The organism is Halobaculum sp. D14 (genome assembly GCF_051195135.1).
Taxonomy (GTDB): domain Archaea; phylum Halobacteriota; class Halobacteria; order Halobacteriales; family Haloferacaceae; genus JBNTKA01.
The window spans coordinates 324,058-338,193 of sequence record NZ_JBNTKA010000002.1 but is presented as its reverse complement, the minus strand read 5'-3'; the positions used below and the strand labels follow the sequence as shown (position 1 = coordinate 338,193).

General features: G+C 72.5%; 21 protein-coding genes. 8 read left to right on the top strand and 13 right to left on the bottom strand.

Annotation, left to right across the window (positions count from 1 at the left end):
* Window positions 1–38: 38 nt before the first annotated feature.
* Window positions 39–1,340: an MFS transporter gene (locus ACQUST_RS07505; RefSeq protein WP_435126933.1), complete on the bottom strand. Its 1,302-nt coding sequence runs from the start codon at window positions 1,338–1,340 to the stop codon at window positions 39–41.
* 222 nt (window positions 1,341–1,562) lie between these two features.
* On the opposite strand from ACQUST_RS07505, the gene ACQUST_RS07500 reads away from it, so the two are divergent.
* Together ACQUST_RS07500 and ACQUST_RS07495 are read left to right on the top strand one after the other, a co-directional pair.
* Window positions 1,563–1,871, top strand: a complete 309-nt coding sequence (locus ACQUST_RS07500; RefSeq protein WP_435126931.1) for a hypothetical protein — start codon at window positions 1,563–1,565, stop codon at window positions 1,869–1,871.
* Window positions 1,872–2,072: 201 nt separating this feature from the next.
* A complete protein-coding gene (locus ACQUST_RS07495; RefSeq protein ID WP_435126930.1) occupies window positions 2,073–2,330 on the top strand; it encodes a hypothetical protein in 258 nt (85 codons plus the stop codon).
* A 216-nt stretch (window positions 2,331–2,546) separates the two neighbouring features.
* Here ACQUST_RS07495 and ACQUST_RS07490 read toward each other — a convergent pair whose 3' ends face one another.
* From ACQUST_RS07490 to ACQUST_RS07480, 3 genes are all read right to left on the bottom strand, one after another.
* The gene (locus tag ACQUST_RS07490) at window positions 2,547–3,731 is read right to left on the bottom strand and encodes an AI-2E family transporter (protein WP_435126928.1); all 1,185 of its coding nucleotides are present in this window, start codon (window positions 3,729–3,731) and stop codon (window positions 2,547–2,549) included.
* Between the two features lie 97 nt (window positions 3,732–3,828).
* A complete protein-coding gene (locus ACQUST_RS07485; protein WP_435126926.1) occupies window positions 3,829–4,515 on the bottom strand; it encodes a hypothetical protein in 687 nt (228 codons plus the stop codon).
* Window positions 4,512–5,279 carry a P-loop NTPase gene (locus ACQUST_RS07480; protein WP_435126924.1) on the bottom strand — a complete coding sequence of 256 codons (768 nt, stop codon included), beginning with the start codon at window positions 5,277–5,279 and terminating at the stop codon, window positions 4,512–4,514. The genes ACQUST_RS07485 and ACQUST_RS07480 overlap by 4 nt, the downstream gene beginning before the upstream one ends.
* Window positions 5,280–5,460: 181 nt before the next feature.
* Between ACQUST_RS07480 and ACQUST_RS07475 the strand changes: the two genes are divergently transcribed.
* The gene (locus ACQUST_RS07475) at window positions 5,461–6,114 is read left to right on the top strand and encodes a helix-turn-helix domain-containing protein (protein WP_435126922.1); all 654 of its coding nucleotides are present in this window, start codon (window positions 5,461–5,463) and stop codon (window positions 6,112–6,114) included.
* A gap of 27 nt (window positions 6,115–6,141) precedes the next feature.
* Here the strand turns inward: ACQUST_RS07475 and ACQUST_RS07470 are convergent, their stop codons facing one another.
* The 7 genes from ACQUST_RS07470 to ACQUST_RS07440 all read right to left on the bottom strand — a co-directional run bounded on the left by ACQUST_RS07470 (window position 6,142) and on the right by ACQUST_RS07440 (window position 8,835).
* Window positions 6,142–6,342, bottom strand: coding sequence for an HVO_0649 family zinc finger protein (locus tag ACQUST_RS07470; protein ID WP_435126920.1), 201 nt, complete (start codon window positions 6,340–6,342; stop codon window positions 6,142–6,144).
* 157 nt (window positions 6,343–6,499) lie between these two features.
* Window positions 6,500–6,772: a DUF3194 domain-containing protein gene (locus ACQUST_RS07465; protein WP_435126918.1), complete on the bottom strand. Its 273-nt coding sequence runs from the start codon at window positions 6,770–6,772 to the stop codon at window positions 6,500–6,502.
* Window positions 6,773–7,165, bottom strand: a complete 393-nt coding sequence (locus tag ACQUST_RS07460; RefSeq protein WP_435126916.1) for a prefoldin subunit beta — start codon at window positions 7,163–7,165, stop codon at window positions 6,773–6,775. It abuts the gene before it with no gap.
* A gap of 39 nt (window positions 7,166–7,204) precedes the next feature.
* On the bottom strand, window positions 7,205–7,567 hold the full coding sequence (locus ACQUST_RS07455; RefSeq protein ID WP_435126914.1) for a KEOPS complex subunit Pcc1: 363 nt from the start codon (window positions 7,565–7,567) through the stop codon (window positions 7,205–7,207).
* 7 nt (window positions 7,568–7,574) lie between these two features.
* The gene (locus tag ACQUST_RS07450) at window positions 7,575–7,709 is read right to left on the bottom strand and encodes a DNA-directed RNA polymerase subunit P (protein ID WP_435126912.1); all 135 of its coding nucleotides are present in this window, start codon (window positions 7,707–7,709) and stop codon (window positions 7,575–7,577) included.
* Between the two features lie 31 nt (window positions 7,710–7,740).
* Window positions 7,741–8,019: a 50S ribosomal protein L37ae gene (locus tag ACQUST_RS07445; protein WP_435126910.1), complete on the bottom strand. Its 279-nt coding sequence runs from the start codon at window positions 8,017–8,019 to the stop codon at window positions 7,741–7,743.
* A gap of 96 nt (window positions 8,020–8,115) precedes the next feature.
* Window positions 8,116–8,835, bottom strand: coding sequence for a DUF2103 domain-containing protein (locus tag ACQUST_RS07440; protein ID WP_435126908.1), 720 nt, complete (start codon window positions 8,833–8,835; stop codon window positions 8,116–8,118).
* A 213-nt stretch (window positions 8,836–9,048) separates the two neighbouring features.
* Between ACQUST_RS07440 and ACQUST_RS07435 the strand changes: the two genes are divergently transcribed.
* From ACQUST_RS07435 to ACQUST_RS07415, 5 genes are all read left to right on the top strand, one after another.
* A complete protein-coding gene (locus tag ACQUST_RS07435; RefSeq protein WP_435126906.1) occupies window positions 9,049–9,999 on the top strand; it encodes a cytochrome b/b6 domain-containing protein in 951 nt (316 codons plus the stop codon).
* 51 nt (window positions 10,000–10,050) lie between these two features.
* The gene (locus ACQUST_RS07430; protein ID WP_435126905.1) at window positions 10,051–11,121 is read left to right on the top strand and encodes a hypothetical protein; all 1,071 of its coding nucleotides are present in this window, start codon (window positions 10,051–10,053) and stop codon (window positions 11,119–11,121) included.
* Window positions 11,122–11,147: 26 nt separating this feature from the next.
* Window positions 11,148–11,624 (top strand): hypothetical protein, encoded by a 477-nt coding sequence (locus tag ACQUST_RS07425; RefSeq protein ID WP_435126903.1) that lies wholly within the window; start codon window positions 11,148–11,150, stop codon window positions 11,622–11,624.
* Window positions 11,617–12,246, top strand: coding sequence for a nucleotidyltransferase family protein (locus ACQUST_RS07420; protein ID WP_435126901.1), 630 nt, complete (start codon window positions 11,617–11,619; stop codon window positions 12,244–12,246). The genes ACQUST_RS07425 and ACQUST_RS07420 overlap by 8 nt, the downstream gene beginning before the upstream one ends.
* A 96-nt stretch (window positions 12,247–12,342) precedes the next feature.
* Complete coding sequence (locus ACQUST_RS07415; RefSeq protein WP_435126900.1) at window positions 12,343–12,762, top strand: hypothetical protein; 420 nt, start codon at window positions 12,343–12,345, stop codon at window positions 12,760–12,762.
* A 67-nt stretch (window positions 12,763–12,829) separates the two neighbouring features.
* Here ACQUST_RS07415 and ACQUST_RS07410 read toward each other — a convergent pair whose 3' ends face one another.
* Together ACQUST_RS07410 and ACQUST_RS07405 are read right to left on the bottom strand one after the other, a co-directional pair.
* Window positions 12,830–13,162, bottom strand: a complete 333-nt coding sequence (locus ACQUST_RS07410) for a hypothetical protein (RefSeq protein ID WP_435126898.1) — start codon at window positions 13,160–13,162, stop codon at window positions 12,830–12,832.
* The gene (locus ACQUST_RS07405) at window positions 13,159–14,085 is read right to left on the bottom strand and encodes a DsbA family oxidoreductase (RefSeq protein ID WP_435126896.1); all 927 of its coding nucleotides are present in this window, start codon (window positions 14,083–14,085) and stop codon (window positions 13,159–13,161) included. Before ACQUST_RS07405 ends, ACQUST_RS07410 begins: the two co-directional genes overlap by 4 nt.
* Between the last annotated feature and the right edge of the window lie 51 nt (window positions 14,086–14,136).

Sequence of the window (14,136 nt, the reverse complement as noted above, 5' to 3'; positions counted from 1 at the left end):
GGATTCCCCTCCGGGCAGACGGCACCCGCGGCGAGCGGTCAGTCGGCGCTGCTGGCGGTGCCGCCGCGGACCGCGGCGGGCGCGGATTCGGTGACGCGGAGGCCGACGAGCAGCGACGCGCCGAGCGCCAGCACGGAGCCGGCGGCGAACGCGGCGGGGTAGCCGGCGAGTTCGGCGGCGCCGCCGACGAGCAGCGGGCCGACGACGCCGCCGACCGACCGGCTGGTCGACGCGAGCCCCATCAGTTCGGACTCGCGGTTCTCGGGGGCGACGTCGCCGACGAACGCCACCGCGCCGGTCCACATCGCGGAGTAGGCGACCGCGAGCACGACGTAGCCGACGGCGACGACGGCGGCGGTGAGCAGCCGCGAGGGCGCGAACACCGCGGCGGCGACGACGAGCCCGAAGCCGGCCGAGCCGGCCATGCCGAGCGTGATGAGCGGCTTCCGCCCCGCGTCGTCGACGACGCCGCCGAGGTAGTACATGAGGAACGTCTGCGAGACGGGGTTGAACGCGAGCAGCACGCCCATCCAGGCCTCGGGCAGCGCGAGCGTCGTCACGATGTAGACGGGCATCAGCGCGCCGACCCCGGAGACGGTGGCCTGCCGGACGCCGAGCCCGAGGTAGAGCCAGCCGAGGCCGTTCGTCCGGAGGTGGCCGCGGTCGCCCGCCGGCGGAAGCAGCCGGGTTCTGACCTCGGTGGCGAGCGAGTCGGCGTCCGGGTCGGGCGGCGAGTCGCCGGTGTCGACGAGCGCGACCGCGACGGTGGCTGCGGCAGAGACCGCGGCGATAACCGCGTACAGTTCGGTCGGGGCGAGCGCGCCGAGCAGCAGGCCGGCGACGAACTGGCCGGAGCCGGCGCCTGCGGCGCGGAAACTGTTGAACGACCCGACGGACTTCCCGCGGCCGTCGGCGCCGCCGCGTTCGCTGGCGACCGTCAGCATCAGCGGCCCGAACCCGGCGATGAACGCCGCGTACAGCCCCCGAATCGCGACCGGGAACAGCGCCGCGATTCCGACCGGGCCGACGCGGACGGTGCCGGCGAACGACGGCGCGACGAGCAGCGGCGTCACGGCGAGCGTCGCGCCGACGCCGGTGCCGACGAGGATGAGCTTCCGCCGGCCGGTGACGTCGGCGAGCGCGCCCCACACCGGCGCGAACAGGATGATGCCGAGCGAGAACGCCGTGGCGAGCAGCGACACCGCGACGGGCGAGCCGTTCCGGCCGACGTAGACGGCGAGCGACGTCCCGAGGAGGGCCCCGCCGAGCGTCCGCGTGACGGCCGCCAGCCCGACGAGCCCGGTGGCCCGGTCGAGACGCGGCCGCTGGAGCGAGGTCATACGTTTCGAAACGTAGGGGGCGGTGAGTAGGCTCGCGTTCCGGCGACGGTCGCCGGAAAGCGCGCTGACCGCTCACACACCGCCCGCCAGAAGCCGTTGACGACGCCGGGGCGCGACCGGACGCCAGGACACCGGAGCAGTCGACGGCCACAGGACGCCGGCGTGCCGCCGTGTCGACACGGCTCACTACGGCTATATCTACTCGGAGCGCGTCTCTCGGCCATGGACCGATTCACGCTCTTCGAACTCCACGTCGACAACCCCGAATTCAGCAGCGACGTCAGTTTCCCCGCACCCGACGACGAGGAACTCGGGGGGAACCGCGGCGGCGACACGGCCGCTCCGGGCGTCGCATCCGGGTCGAGCGGGCGGTCGCGCGCCGCGTGGCTCGCGCCGGTCGTCGGGCTCGCGTTCCTCGTCGGGGCGGGCGCCGTGGTCCGCCGGCTCCGGCGCGGCGGCGACGCGGAGCAGGACGACGACCGCGACGTGGAAATCGAGCTGTCTTCGGCCGGCCCCGAAATCGAAGACTGAGCCGAACCACCGAAACGCGCTCAAATAGTCCGATAAACTGTCTCGTCTGTTTTCAGCGGTTCGTAAAACGTGAGAAACCGTCCGCGGAGCCAGCGAAAACCGTGTAAAACCAGCGGCGTCCGCGTGAACGGAGCCGAAGGGGCGCCAACGGTCTGGACGGTATATGGGGTCGGCCGTCCATGGCTGAACTGGAACGAACCCATGTCCACCTCCAATCAGTCCCCCGCAGACCGGCTCGCTCGCCACGCAACCGACGCCCCCGCCGTCGTCCGCGACGCCGCACAGACCGGCCTGTTGCAGCCCGCCCGCGCCGCCGCGTTCTGGACGGCGTCGCTGCTCCCGCTGACGTACCTCCCGCTGCTCGCCGCCGGCGTCGCCGGTTCGCACACCACCGCGTTCGCCGCACTCGTCGCCGTCAACGTCGTCGCGGCCGTCGCCGGCCACGACTACGAGCCGTAACGGCGCGGTTCCGGACGCGACCGAGCCGAGTCGCACGCGCCCTCCGATTCCCTCCACCGTCCCTCCGACGGTCCTCCGACCGCCTCCGCTCTCCACCGGTTCGCTCCGTCCGCGGCTCCGTCGCTCGCCGTTCCACCGCTTCTTCCGTCCTCGACCGACCGGCGACCACGACACTGGGTCGGTCGCGGCGGAGTTCGTCGACCGCGACGAAGCCTGTCAGTCCTGCTCCGAGTCGTTCGCGTCGCCCGCGGCGTCCGCGTTGCCCTCGGCGTCCGCGTTGCCCTCGGCGTCGCCCGAGTCGTCAGCGTCGGCTGCCCCGTCTGCGTCGCCCGCGCGAAGCGGGCCGTCGGTGAGCAGCCCCGGGAGGCTGTGCGTGGAGACGCGAACGACCAGCACCGCCAGCAGCGGGCCGAGGAACAGCCCGTACCAGCCGAACAACGCGGCGCCGAGCACGTACGCGAACAGCACCAGTCCGGTGTGGAGCGAGCCGCTGGAGAGGTACGGCCTGAGCACCGCCTGCGGCAGCACGTCGAGCAGCACGAACGAGAGCGCGAGGAACGTCACCGGGTACGCGACCGCGGCGTCCGTTCGGACGGCCTCCCCGAGCAGGTAGCCCGTCGCCGGCACGTACACCAGTTTCCCGACGACCAGCGGGACGAACGTCGCGAGCCCGGTGAGGAGCGCGAGCAGCGTCGGCGCCGGCAGCCGGACCGCCGCGGGCGCCACGGCGTTGTAGCCGTTGTAGACGCAGACGGCGGCGACGCCGACGAGGACGACCGTCGCGACGTTCCCGAAGTACACCCGTTCGAGGTCGGCGTCGACGCCGGCGAGCAGCTCCCACAGCCCGCTGTCGCCGTCGGCGACCCGGTCCCGGAACCACCGGTCGAGCCGGTCGCCGTCGCGCAGCAGGAAGAACGCGAACGTCAGCGACAGCGACAGGTGCAGCGCGGCGTTGCCGGCCGTCGCCACCGTGGAGAGCGCCGCCGCGAGCCGCTCGCCGAACCGCTGAGGGTCTTCGAGCCGGCTGAGGAACCGAATCGGGCGGCGGACCGCCGTCAGCAGCGACGACGGCTCCGCGCCGAGCATCGACAGCAGCACCGACACCGCGTCGCCGCCGGCGACCGCGGCGAACTCGCGGAACGCGACGACGCCGGTGTAGACCACGACCGCGAGCGCCGGCAGCACCACCGCCAGCATCGTCAGCGCCGCCTCGACGCCCGACGACGACAGGCCGAGCCGGCGGTGAATCGCGTCGTGCAGCGGCCGGACCGCGTAGTAGACGAACAGGCCGACGACGAGCGTCCCGACGAACGCGTACAGGAACAGCGCGACCGTCGCGAGCGCCCCGAGCAGCGCCGCCCACCACCCGGCACGCGACCGGTCCGGCAGCGCGGAGTCCATGCGCCACGGTTACCGCCCCCGCCACCTGTGTCCTGTGGCTCACGCGACCCCCGGGCGGCCGCCGAACAGCGGCGGCGGGGCCGTCGCAGCCGAGCGGTCAGCCGTCGGCTCCGCCGTCGGAGCGGCGTGAATCGTCGCCGTTGGCGCGGCCGGCGCTGCCTGAGTCGCCGCCGTCGCCGCTGTCGGCGAGTTCGTCGGTGAGTCCCCACTCGGCGGCGCGCGCCTCGGCTTCGGCGCGGGCCTCCCGCTGGATGGCCGCGACGCGCTCCTCGTCGGCGAGGAACGCGGCGAGCGCGTCGTGGCTCCCGGCGCCGGACCGCGAGTCCGGGGCGGCGTCGCGGGTGCGGGCCGCGAGGTCGTCGTCGCCGGCGAGGTCACGGGCGGGCGCGTCCGGCGCCACGCGCAGCGCGTCGCAGTCGTGCGCGGCCGCGAGCGCCGCCGCCGGGAGCCGGTACAGTTCGGCGCGCACCGGGCCGACGCCGGCGAGCGCCGCGAGCGCCTCCGGGCCGGCGACGTCCGCGGCTGCCTCGTAGGCGACGACCGGAACGCCGTCGGCGAACGTCAGGACGCCGCGGCGGTCCGCGCCGAACAGCATCGCCTCTGCGGGGCGCAACACGGCGTAGCCGGTGAGGCCGCGGTCGAGCGCGGCTTCCAGCGGCGCCGCGACGTCGGCGGCGACGCGGGCGCGAACGACGTCGCCCACCGGGATGCTGACGGCCGCGTCGGGCACGGTGCCGGGTTCGGCGGCGAGCGCGTCGCCGGCGCGGCCCGGTCGCTCGGTCATGGCCGCTCCGGGACGACCGCGCTCCGGAAGCGGTCGGCGACGTCGCCGGCGCGGCCCGGCCGCGGATCGATTCGGGCTGCCGCGTCGCGGAACGCCGCGGCGGCTTCGCTGTCGGGTGCGTGCGCGAGCAGCGGTTCGCCGGCGTCGCGGGCCTGCCGGGCCGCGTCGCTGTCCGGGACGACGCCGAGCGTGCCGCCGCCGAAGTAGCGGTCCGCCTGCTCGGCGACCGTGCCGAGGTCGCCGTGGACCTTGTTGAACAGGACGCCGGCGGTTTCGGTGCCGTACGACTCCGCGTACTCCTGCACTTTCAGGGCGTCGCTCAGCGACGGAATCGTCGGCTGGGAGACGACGACGACGCGGTCTGCGAGCACCACGGGCAGCACCGCGGACTTCGAGGCGAGCGTCGCCGGCGAGTCGAGCAGCAGGACATCCGCGTCGGCGGCGAGGTCGGCGACGACGTCGCGCAGCAGCGCCGGGTCGGACTGCTCGAAGGCGGCGAGGCTCGTCCCGCACGGGACGACCCGCATCCCGTAGCGGTCGTAGGTGGCGTCGGCGACGTCGACGTCGGCGCCGGCGACGAGCAGGTCGTGCAGCGTCGTCGGCGCGTCGTCGAGGCCGGCGTGGAACAGCAGGTTCGCCATCCCCGTGTCGACGTCGACGACCGTCACGTCGTACTCGTCGGCGAGCGCCATCCCGAGCGCGAGCGTGCTCGTCGTCTTCCCGGTGCCGCCCTTCCCGCTCGCGACGGCGAACGCCTCGACCATGCCCCTTCTCTCGCTCACTCACGCATATAATTTCGGGCGTCGCCGCGGCGAACGCGCCGGGTTCGGGGCCGGGTTAGCGGCAGCCGCCGCCGGCGAACCCGCCACAAACCTGCTCACACCGGGTATTTTTCCCGAAGCGAAGGGCGAGAGTGTTATAACACGGCGCACCAATTCGCGCCGCATGGCCCGAGTCGTCGACATCGCGACAGCAAGCGCCGGATTCATGCTGACCTCGACGCTCCGCGCGACCGGGGCCGAAGTCGTTCTCGAAGAACTGGTGCCGACCGCAGACCAGATCGTTCCCACCGTTCACGTGACCGATACGTCGACCGCAGCATTCGAGGCCGCCGCCGACGAGGACCCGTCGGTGGCGTCGGTCGAGCGGCTCGCGGCCGACAGCGACGACGCGCTCTACCGGGTCACCTGGTCGTCCGTCGACGGCGGCGTGCTCGGCCCGATTCGGGACGCCAACGGAACGATTCTGTCCGGCCGCGGCTCCGAGGACGGCTGGGAGTTCACCGTCCGGTTCGCCGAAGGCACCGAACTGTCGTCGTTCCTCGCCGACTGCGTCACGCACGACGTCGACGTCGACGTCCAGCGGGTCGCCAGGACCGACGCGGACCCGAACGGCCGGCCGTTCGCGGACGCGCTCACCGACCGGCAGCACGCGGCGCTCACCACCGCCTACCACGCCGGCTACTTCGACGTCCCGCGGCGGGCCACGCAGGCCGACCTCGCGGAGCAACTGGACGTCGCCCCACAGTCCGTCTCCGAACTCATCCGCCGCGCCGTCGGCAAACTCGTCGACGAGACGCTCATCGCCGACTCCCCGTGACCGACGGGAAGCCGGTCGCGGTCGGCGTCACTCCAGCATGCTGAGTTCGCGGCGGGCGACCGCGCCGCACCGCGGGCAGACGTGGCGGTAGACGACGCGTCCGTCGCGGAAGCCGGTCGTCCAGTCGGCGCCGACGTCGACCCGGCCGCATTCGACGCAGCGCACGCGACTCCGGAGCCGCTCCTGGTAGCCGCTCAGTGCGCTCGGCCCGTCACCTCGTATTGCCATATGTTATCATAGTCCTGTACCGGCAAAAGTCTCTAGTACCGTTCAACGGCGGGACGCGGACCGGATTCGAGGCGTTCCGGCGACCGGCCGTCCGGCAGCGCCGCCGCTCCTCGATGAGTCACGCGAGAAGCGGCCGCCGAGAAACGCAGGTGGACGCCTACGCCTCGTCGAACAGGTCGTCGACGGCGTCGCCGGCGGTCTGCGCCGCCTCCTCGGCGACGGCGTCCGCGTCGGCGTCGGCGTCCTCGGGCGGATTGATGTAGACGTCGACGTCGAGCACGCCGTCCTCGAAGGTGACGGTGACGTCGAAGTCCCGCAGATCAGCCTGCTTGTACCGCGAGAGGATGACGCCCTCGGCCGCCTCCGCGGCGGTCCGGACGACCTCCTCGTCGCTCGGCTCGTCGTCGGCCGATGCGTCGTCGCCTGCCATTTACGCGCCGCCGGCGCCCGGACCCATGCCGGCCGGACCGCCGCCCGCACCGCCCTGAAGCATCTGCTGCAGCTCCTCTTGGAGCTCCTCGAACTGCTCTTGGACGTTCGACTCCTGCTTGTCGAAGCGCTCGGCGCGCATCTCCAGCGTGTCGACCTTCTCTTCGAGGTCGTCGTACGCCTCGTCGTAGTTCGTCTCGATGAGGACCTCGCCGACCTCTCGGTACATCGTCGAGTCCTCGTCGACTTCGTCCATGGCGTCGAGCGCCGTCCGGGCCTCCGCCAGCGACGACTCCGTGGACTGTTTCTGCTCGGCGAGCTGCTGGGCCTGCTCCTGCAGATCCTGCAGTTCCTCGATCTTCTCCTGCGCCTCCGGCGGCAGATTACCCTGCATACGTGGGCCGACGTGCTTCGGCGTGAAAAACCCGGTTATTCAGTCGTCTGCCGAATCCGCGGCGTCCGCACCGCCCCCGGCCGGCGAATCCGGGGGCGCTGCGTCGTCAGCGACCGCCTCCGCGACGCCGACCAGTCGGAGCCACGTGTTCGTCCCCGCCCTGAGCGCGACGAGGTCGCGGGCGCGGACGGTCACCTCGACTGCGTCGCCGACGCGGTCGGCCTCTGCGGTCGACCGGTCGTCGTCGATTTCGCCGCGCTCGACCGCGACGGCGTCGTGGACGGTGCGGGCGCGCCGCTCGTCGGCGTATGGAAACGTGAGAACGGTCCGGTGGTCGTAGTCGGCGGGGTCGACGTCCGCGTCGTCGGCGTCGTCGGCGCCGCGGTCGGTCGGCGCGGGCATCGGCGCGCTACCTGACGTCGACTTCCTTCACGTCGCGGGCGCGCTCCTTCAGGAGCACGCGGTGGCCGCAGTAGGGGCAGCGAACGCCGCCGTACTCGTCGAGTTCGACGTCGCGCTTGCACCGGGAACACTTGTAGCTCATCTGGTGGAGATATGTAACGGAGGTACTTGGGTTACTCGTCGGCGTCCCCTTCCTCTTCGAGCGCCGCGCGGATGCTGCGCTTGACGCTGCGGCCGCCCGGGGTCTCCGGCCGGTACGCGCCGCCCGTGAACTTCTCGCCGGTCTCCTCGTTCACCCAGACGCCGGTGCCGACTCGCTTCACGGAGTCGCCGTCGACGGTTGCACTGTTCATCTCGTCTTCGATGTCGGAGACGCGCCGGCGAGCGACGCGCCCGTAGCGCGCGCCGAAGCGCCCGGCGCTCCCGACGGTTCGCGCCTTGTTCTCGGCCATAGTACACGCCGATTCGCCGGACGAGCCTAAAAACCCCGCGAAGTCGACGCGCGTCCGCGCCGCCGCGACACCGCCACGCCGACCGTCGACCGCCGGCTACGCGAACCCGGCCTCTTCGAGCGCGACGTTGAGGTCGTCGCGGACGCGTTCGCCGACGTCGCGTTCGCTCGCGGTCGTGACGACGCGGTTCTCCTGGACGCTCGACCCGTCCCGGAGCAGCAGCCGGACGTTGCCGTGCTGGTCGGCGCGCGTGACTTTCGCGCGCAGCCCGGTCCGCGACCCCTGCCCGCCGGCGTCGATGGGGCCGGGGATGATTTTCTTGACGTGCGGGTGTTCCGCGACCGTTCGGATGGCGTTCCGGCCGGTGCGGCCGCCGATGAGCGTGGAGTGCGAGCCGCCGAGTTTCTCGGCGGGCGCCTTCTCGACGACGGCGAGCGACGGCTCCCCGCGGCTCTCGATGGTCGCCTCGACCGGGTCGTCGTCGGGGACGCGGAAGAACTCGTAGTGGAGCTGTGCGCGCGTCTCCCGAATCGGGGCGCGTTCGCCGGCGGCGTAGACGGTGTCGGGGCGCTTGCGCCGAATCTCGTCGGCGACGCGGCCGGCGAAGTTGCGGAGCTGGGCGGGCCGGGTGCGCGCCCCGTCGTCGGGGACGGTCGTCACCGTGGTTTCGCCGACGACGTCGTCGCCGTCGAGCATCGTCAGCGTGGCGCGGTCCGAGTCGAACGCCGCGACGACGGCGTCGCAGTTGGCGGTGTCACAGCGCAAGCAGTAGTCGCCCGGCTTCTCGAGCGCCGAGCCACACCGCCGACAGTTCATATCGGCGCGACGCCGCCGCGGCAGATAAGCCCGTTCGTTCGACCCAGCGGCGGCGCCGCAGAGCCGTTCTGTCAACTGCGAGGTGAAGTCGTCGGGGCGTCGTTCGCCGCGGCGGTCGGGGCGGCCGACACCGGCTCCGGCAAGCGATTCCGGCGGTCGTCGCCCGCTTCCGGTGGGCGTACATTTAAGTTTCGACGTGGCAACTTATGACACATGCCATTCGGAATCGACCTCTTCCGGTTCGCGCGCCGAGCCGGACAGGAAGTGATCGTCGGGCTGTCCTGGGACGTCCTGCTCGTCCTGGCGTTCGTCGCGACGCTCACCTTCCTGGGTCACTACATCCTTCGGGAGCTCTGGAACCCGACGACGCCGTCGGCGACGGGGGACGAGCCGTCGAAGGACGAAGTCGTCGAGTCGCTCCGGTCGCAGGGGATAGACGAGATTCAGCGGTTCACCGTCGCACAGCGCGCCTCCCACTGGATTATGGCGCTGTCAATCTTCGCGCTGATGCTCTCGGGGTTCATCATCATGAACACCGAGGTGACCGTGAAGATCGTGCCGGGGCTGTCGTGGCTGACCGTCCACATCGTCGCCGCCGTCGTCCTCATCGGCTACGTCATCTTCCACGTCGCTCACGTCGCCTCAAAGGGCACCTGGAACAAGATGTTCATCGGGACGAAGGAGCTGAAAGACCTCTGGGTGCGGTTCAAGAACCTCATCGGCGTCACCGAGAAGTACCCGCGGCAGTTCGAGTACCCGAGCGCGCAGAAGTTCCTGCACCTCGGCGTCACCGGCGCGACGTTCGGCGTCATCCTCACCGGGTTCGTGCTGCTGCGGCGCGTGAACCTGAAGCCGCTGTGGGAGGCGACCCGCGAGTTCTCGTTCCTCGGCGTCCAGTTCGGCCTCGGCACCGCCGACGCCCCGGGGCTGGTGTCGTGGAGCTTCGTGTTCCACGACTTCTTCGCCATCGGCCTCGTCGCGCTCGTGATGGGCCACGTCTACTTCGCGCTGCGGCCGAACGAGTGGGAGATCACGGCCAGCATGATCACCGGCACGGTGTCGGTGCAGGAGTACGCCGAGAAGTACTCCCCGAGTAGCTGGCAGGTCGGCGCGCAGAAGGCGCCCGACGGCGGCGACCCTGACCCGCGGACCGAGGATGAGTAAGCGGCCGGGGCGCCGTTCGCGCTCCGGGCCGGCTGCGCCGGGCCAGCGCAGATGACGCGGGTCGACGCGGACCTGTTCTGCGACCCGTTCGCGGCGGCGCAGTGGCGCCACCAGCCCGTGATTCGGCACGTCGAGTACGCGTTCCCGGAGGTCGCGTGGACCGTCCGGCCCGTCGTCGCGCACCCCGAACCGCTCGACGGCCCGGACGCCGACGCGGCCGCGACGGACGCCGAGCGGGCCGCCACCGCGGCGGGGCTGCCGGTCGACGCCGACGCGCTCCGCGACGGGGTTCCGTCGTCGTGGGCGGCCTGCGAGGCGCTGGTCGGCGTCCGCGACGCCGCGGCGGACCGGGCGCTCGCGTACCTCCACCGGCTCGCCGGCGAGGCGTTCGCCGCCGGTCGACCCCCGGCGTCGGCGGAGGCGCTCGCCGACGTCGCCGCCGACGTCGACGGCGTGGACCCGGACGCGGTCCGCGACGCCGTCGGAAGCCGCCGTGCGGCCGCCGCGGTCGGCCGCGACGCCGAGGTCGCACGCGGCCTGCTCGCGGACGACGACGTCGGCGTCCGCGGCGACCCGGCGACGCTCCCGCTGGCACCGCGGCTCTACAGCGACGGCGACCCGACCGCACGAGCGAGCCGCGACGACGACCGCGACAGCGACGACGACCGCAGCAGCAACGACGACCGCGACAGCAACGGCGACGAGGCCGGACGCGGGCCGCAGGCGACGGTGCCGGCGCCGCCGCTCGTCTGTATCCGGTCGGGCGAGTACGTCGACGTCGTCGACCCGGCGACCGGGTTCGACGAGTTCGTCGACGTGCTGCGCCGAATCGACCCGGACCTCGGCGACCTGAACTGGCGCGCGCAGATTCACGGCCGGTCGGCGATGGAGTCGTACGGCGTCGAACAGCGCGCCGCCGAGCAGTGGAGCAACGAGGACTACGCGCCGCAGGTCCGGGAGGTGCTGTCGACGTTCGGCGAGGCGTACCTCGCCGACGTCGCCGCGGCGGCGAACCTGTCGGCGGACACCTGCCGGCTGTCGCTCCGCGAACTCGACGCCGACGGCGACGTCGCCCGGACCGAGACGGGGGCGTGGCGGCTCCGCACCGAAGAGTCAGACTGAACACCGCAGCGACCGAATCCACACCCATGACCGACACACCAGTTTCAGATCTCCGCGACGAAATCGAACGAATCGAGACCGCCTACGAGTTCCTCATCTCCTTCGCCGGCCAGGGCGTCGGCCGGGAGGCCGTCCAGTCGCCGAACGACCAGGTCCGGAAGTTCGTCTCGCAGTTCGAGGAGGCGCTCGGCGCCGGCTTCGACGCCGCGACCGCCGTCCCCGACGAGCACGACCAGTTCGACACGGAGACGTACGAGCGGTTCACGGCGACGATGGCCGACGAGGTCGAGGAGGCGCGGACCGTGCTGTCGCTGCTCGGCGAGCAGGACAAGATCACGTCCCGGCAGGCGGACAACCTCAACGGGATGTCCGTGTTCCAGTCGGTGCTGATGAAGTTCTTCTTCCTCGACGAGCTCACGAACCACCTCGAACGCCCGGACGGGGACGCCGAGGACGCCGACGCGGACGCCGACGGGGTCGCGGCGGACGGCTCGGATGCCTGACCGCCTGGTCGGCCTCGTCACGGCCGCCGGGGAGTCGACGCGGATGGGCGGCTTCCCGAAGCCGCTGTTGACGGTCGACGGCCAGCGATTCGTCGAGCGGCTGGTCGAGACGTACCGGGCCGCCGGCGTCGACGACGTCGTCGTGGTCGTCGGCCACGAGGCGGAGGAGGTCGTCGCCCGCGCGGACCTGTCGGCGGCGACCGTCGTCCGCAACGACGACTACGAGTCCGGGATGCTGTCGTCGGTGACCGCCGGCGTCCGCGCCGCGCGGGCCGCAGACGCGGACGGGCTGTTCCTGTCGCCGGTCGACTACCCGCTGATTCCGGTCGGCGTCGTCGAGCGGCTCCGCGAGGCGTTCGCGGGCGAGCACGCCGACGCCGACGTGGTGCATCCGACCGTCGACGGCGGCCGCGGGCATCCGCCGCTGTTCGCCGCGAGCACGTTCGACGCCCTGCTGGACGCGCCGGCCGACGAGGGCGCACGCGCCGTCGTGTACGCCGACGACACCGACACCCGCGACGTCCCGGTCGGCGACGAGCGAATCTTCGTGGACATCGACACGCCGTCGGAGTACTGGGACGCCGTGAAGCGGTACGAGCCCCGCTCCGAGCGCGCGGACTGAGCCGTCGACGCGACCGCCGCGAAACCCTCGATTCGGGAGACGGCGGCGACGTTCGGGGGCGGTACGTTTATACTGCTTCCGGGGGAACCTAGACGCATGGCAACAGACACCAGCCGTTCGCGTCCCGACGCGCTTCCCGCGCCGCCGGACGTCATCGGCGGCGGGGTCGTGGCACTCCTCGGCCTGCTCCACGTCTTCGTGCTGCAGGTCGGCGACGTCGTCGGGTTCGCCGTGTTGCTCGTCGGGTGGCCGCTCGTCGGCGGCAGCGTCGCCGACCGGCTGTCGACCGACGAAGAGACCGGGCACCTCCGCGGCGCCCTCTCCGGCGCCTTCGGCGCGCTGACGGTCGCACTAGTCGTCCTGCTCACCGGCCTCGCCGGCGTCTGGCCGACGTTCATCACCGCGAACATCGGCGTGTCGGTGTGGCCGGTGACGTTCGCGGTGCTGCTGATGCTGCTGCTGTCGTGGACCGTGTTCAGCTACGTCGGCAGCCACCTCGCAGAACGGCTCTCCTGACGGACGCGGCCCGTCTCGCCGCGAACCGCGAAACTGAAGCGTCCGTTTTCTCCGTCCGTCTCGTCCGCTACCCGTCGGGTTCGACGCGCTCGCCGCCCGCAGCGACCGCGGCCTCAACGGCGTCCTCGTCCGGGCACAGCACCGTCGACGAGACGGGGCCCTCGTCGACGAGCAGCGCCGCGTCGGCGACGTCCTCGGGCGGGTCGCCGCGGAACGACACGCGGAAGCGGTCCGGGTCGTCGACGCGGTCGTACGCGACGGGCAGGTCGTCGAGCGCGTCCGCCGTCGGCAGTTCGTAGCGGTCCTCGCGGTCGTTGTAGTGGCGCGCCAGCGACGGCGGCACGTCGCCGTCGAACCGGAACACGTAGACGCCGCGCAGCTCGAAGACGCGGACCGTCATTCGACCGGGGCGTCCCGCTGCCCGGACGCCTCGGCGCCCGGCGTCCCCTCCGCTCCGTCACCGGCCGGCTCGTCGGTCGCGTCGGGCTCCTCGTCGGCGACGTAGTCGGCGGCCCGGAAGAACGGCTCCGACGCGAACGACCGCTCGACGACGTCGTCGTCCGCGCGGGCCTCGTCGGCGGCGTCGTCGTACGACTCGCCGGTGAGCGCCGTGAGTTCGGCGGGCGCGAGCCAGCCGGCCGCGGAGTACCGGTCGAGCGCCTCCGCGACGGTCAGCGACGGGGACGGCGGCGCCGACCCGGTGGCCGCCTGCACGACGTGCGCGAGTTCGTCGAAGTCGGCCCACCCGGAGACGCCGCGTTCACCCTCGTCGCCGCGAACCACGACGGTCGGCAGCGCGGGGCGGTCGCCGGCCGCGTCGACGCCGGTGACGTCCAGCACCGACGCGTCGGGGTCGGGGACGGCCGCGTCGGCGACGTCGTCCGCGAAGCCGTCGGCGTCGACGCCCGGAACCGACGCGGCGAGGTCGACCACGGCGGACTCGGTGTCGAGGTTGGTGCGCCGCAGGAACGTCGCCTCCCGCGCGGCGCGCAGGAACCGCCGCTCCGCCTCGGCGCCCTGCTCGGCGGCGGCGACGACGCCGCGGCACGCGGGCGCGGACGTCGCCGGCGGGTCGTCGAACCACAGGAACTCGTCGATGGGCATCCCGCTCTCCTCGCTGACCCGCGAACACACCGCGGCGACCGACCCCTTCCCGCCCGGGAACTCCGGGCCGTCGTACGCCGCCCAGTCGGGGACGAGCACGGTCGGGTGGAACCGCCAGTCGGCGTCGCCGAGCGCCGCGTCCAGCGCGCGGAGCGCCGGCTCCGTCACCCAGCCGCGAGGGTCGAGCGGGTCGCCGTAGACGTGAATCTCCGTCTGCACACCCGTACACCCGGCCGACGCACCAAAGAATCCACCGTCCCCGGAACGTCG

Bases quoted from the DNA above. Each gene is read 5' to 3' on its own strand.
- ACQUST_RS07455 (WP_435126914.1), bottom strand. From the start codon at position 7,567: ATGCCCGCGCCGACCGACCGCGGCGCCGACGACGCCGACGACGCGGAC.
- ACQUST_RS07480 (WP_435126924.1), bottom strand. From the start codon at position 5,279: ATGGTCGAGGCGTTCGCCGTCGCGAGCGGGAAGGGCGGCACCGGGAAG.
- ACQUST_RS07430 (WP_435126905.1), top strand. From the start codon at position 10,051: ATGACGCGGGTCGACGCGGACCTGTTCTGCGACCCGTTCGCGGCGGCG.
- ACQUST_RS07410 (WP_435126898.1), bottom strand. From the start codon at position 13,162: ATGACGGTCCGCGTCTTCGAGCTGCGCGGCGTCTACGTGTTCCGGTTC.
- ACQUST_RS07470 (WP_435126920.1), bottom strand. From the start codon at position 6,342: ATGGCAATACGAGGTGACGGGCCGAGCGCACTGAGCGGCTACCAGGAG.
- ACQUST_RS07450 (WP_435126912.1), bottom strand. From the start codon at position 7,709: ATGAGCTACAAGTGTTCCCGGTGCAAGCGCGACGTCGAACTCGACGAG.
- ACQUST_RS07485 (WP_435126926.1), bottom strand. From the start codon at position 4,515: ATGACCGAGCGACCGGGCCGCGCCGGCGACGCGCTCGCCGCCGAACCC.
- ACQUST_RS07415 (WP_435126900.1), top strand. From the start codon at position 12,343: ATGGCAACAGACACCAGCCGTTCGCGTCCCGACGCGCTTCCCGCGCCG.
- ACQUST_RS07500 (WP_435126931.1), top strand. From the start codon at position 1,563: ATGGACCGATTCACGCTCTTCGAACTCCACGTCGACAACCCCGAATTC.
- ACQUST_RS07465 (WP_435126918.1), bottom strand. From the start codon at position 6,772: ATGGCAGGCGACGACGCATCGGCCGACGACGAGCCGAGCGACGAGGAG.
- ACQUST_RS07425 (WP_435126903.1), top strand. From the start codon at position 11,148: ATGACCGACACACCAGTTTCAGATCTCCGCGACGAAATCGAACGAATC.
- ACQUST_RS07475 (WP_435126922.1), top strand. From the start codon at position 5,461: ATGGCCCGAGTCGTCGACATCGCGACAGCAAGCGCCGGATTCATGCTG.
- ACQUST_RS07440 (WP_435126908.1), bottom strand. From the start codon at position 8,835: ATGAACTGTCGGCGGTGTGGCTCGGCGCTCGAGAAGCCGGGCGACTAC.
- ACQUST_RS07495 (WP_435126930.1), top strand. From the start codon at position 2,073: ATGTCCACCTCCAATCAGTCCCCCGCAGACCGGCTCGCTCGCCACGCA.
- ACQUST_RS07435 (WP_435126906.1), top strand. From the start codon at position 9,049: ATGCCATTCGGAATCGACCTCTTCCGGTTCGCGCGCCGAGCCGGACAG.
- ACQUST_RS07490 (WP_435126928.1), bottom strand. From the start codon at position 3,731: ATGGACTCCGCGCTGCCGGACCGGTCGCGTGCCGGGTGGTGGGCGGCG.
- ACQUST_RS07460 (WP_435126916.1), bottom strand. From the start codon at position 7,165: ATGCAGGGTAATCTGCCGCCGGAGGCGCAGGAGAAGATCGAGGAACTG.
- ACQUST_RS07445 (WP_435126910.1), bottom strand. From the start codon at position 8,019: ATGGCCGAGAACAAGGCGCGAACCGTCGGGAGCGCCGGGCGCTTCGGC.
- ACQUST_RS07420 (WP_435126901.1), top strand. From the start codon at position 11,617: ATGCCTGACCGCCTGGTCGGCCTCGTCACGGCCGCCGGGGAGTCGACG.
- ACQUST_RS07505 (WP_435126933.1), bottom strand. From the start codon at position 1,340: ATGACCTCGCTCCAGCGGCCGCGTCTCGACCGGGCCACCGGGCTCGTC.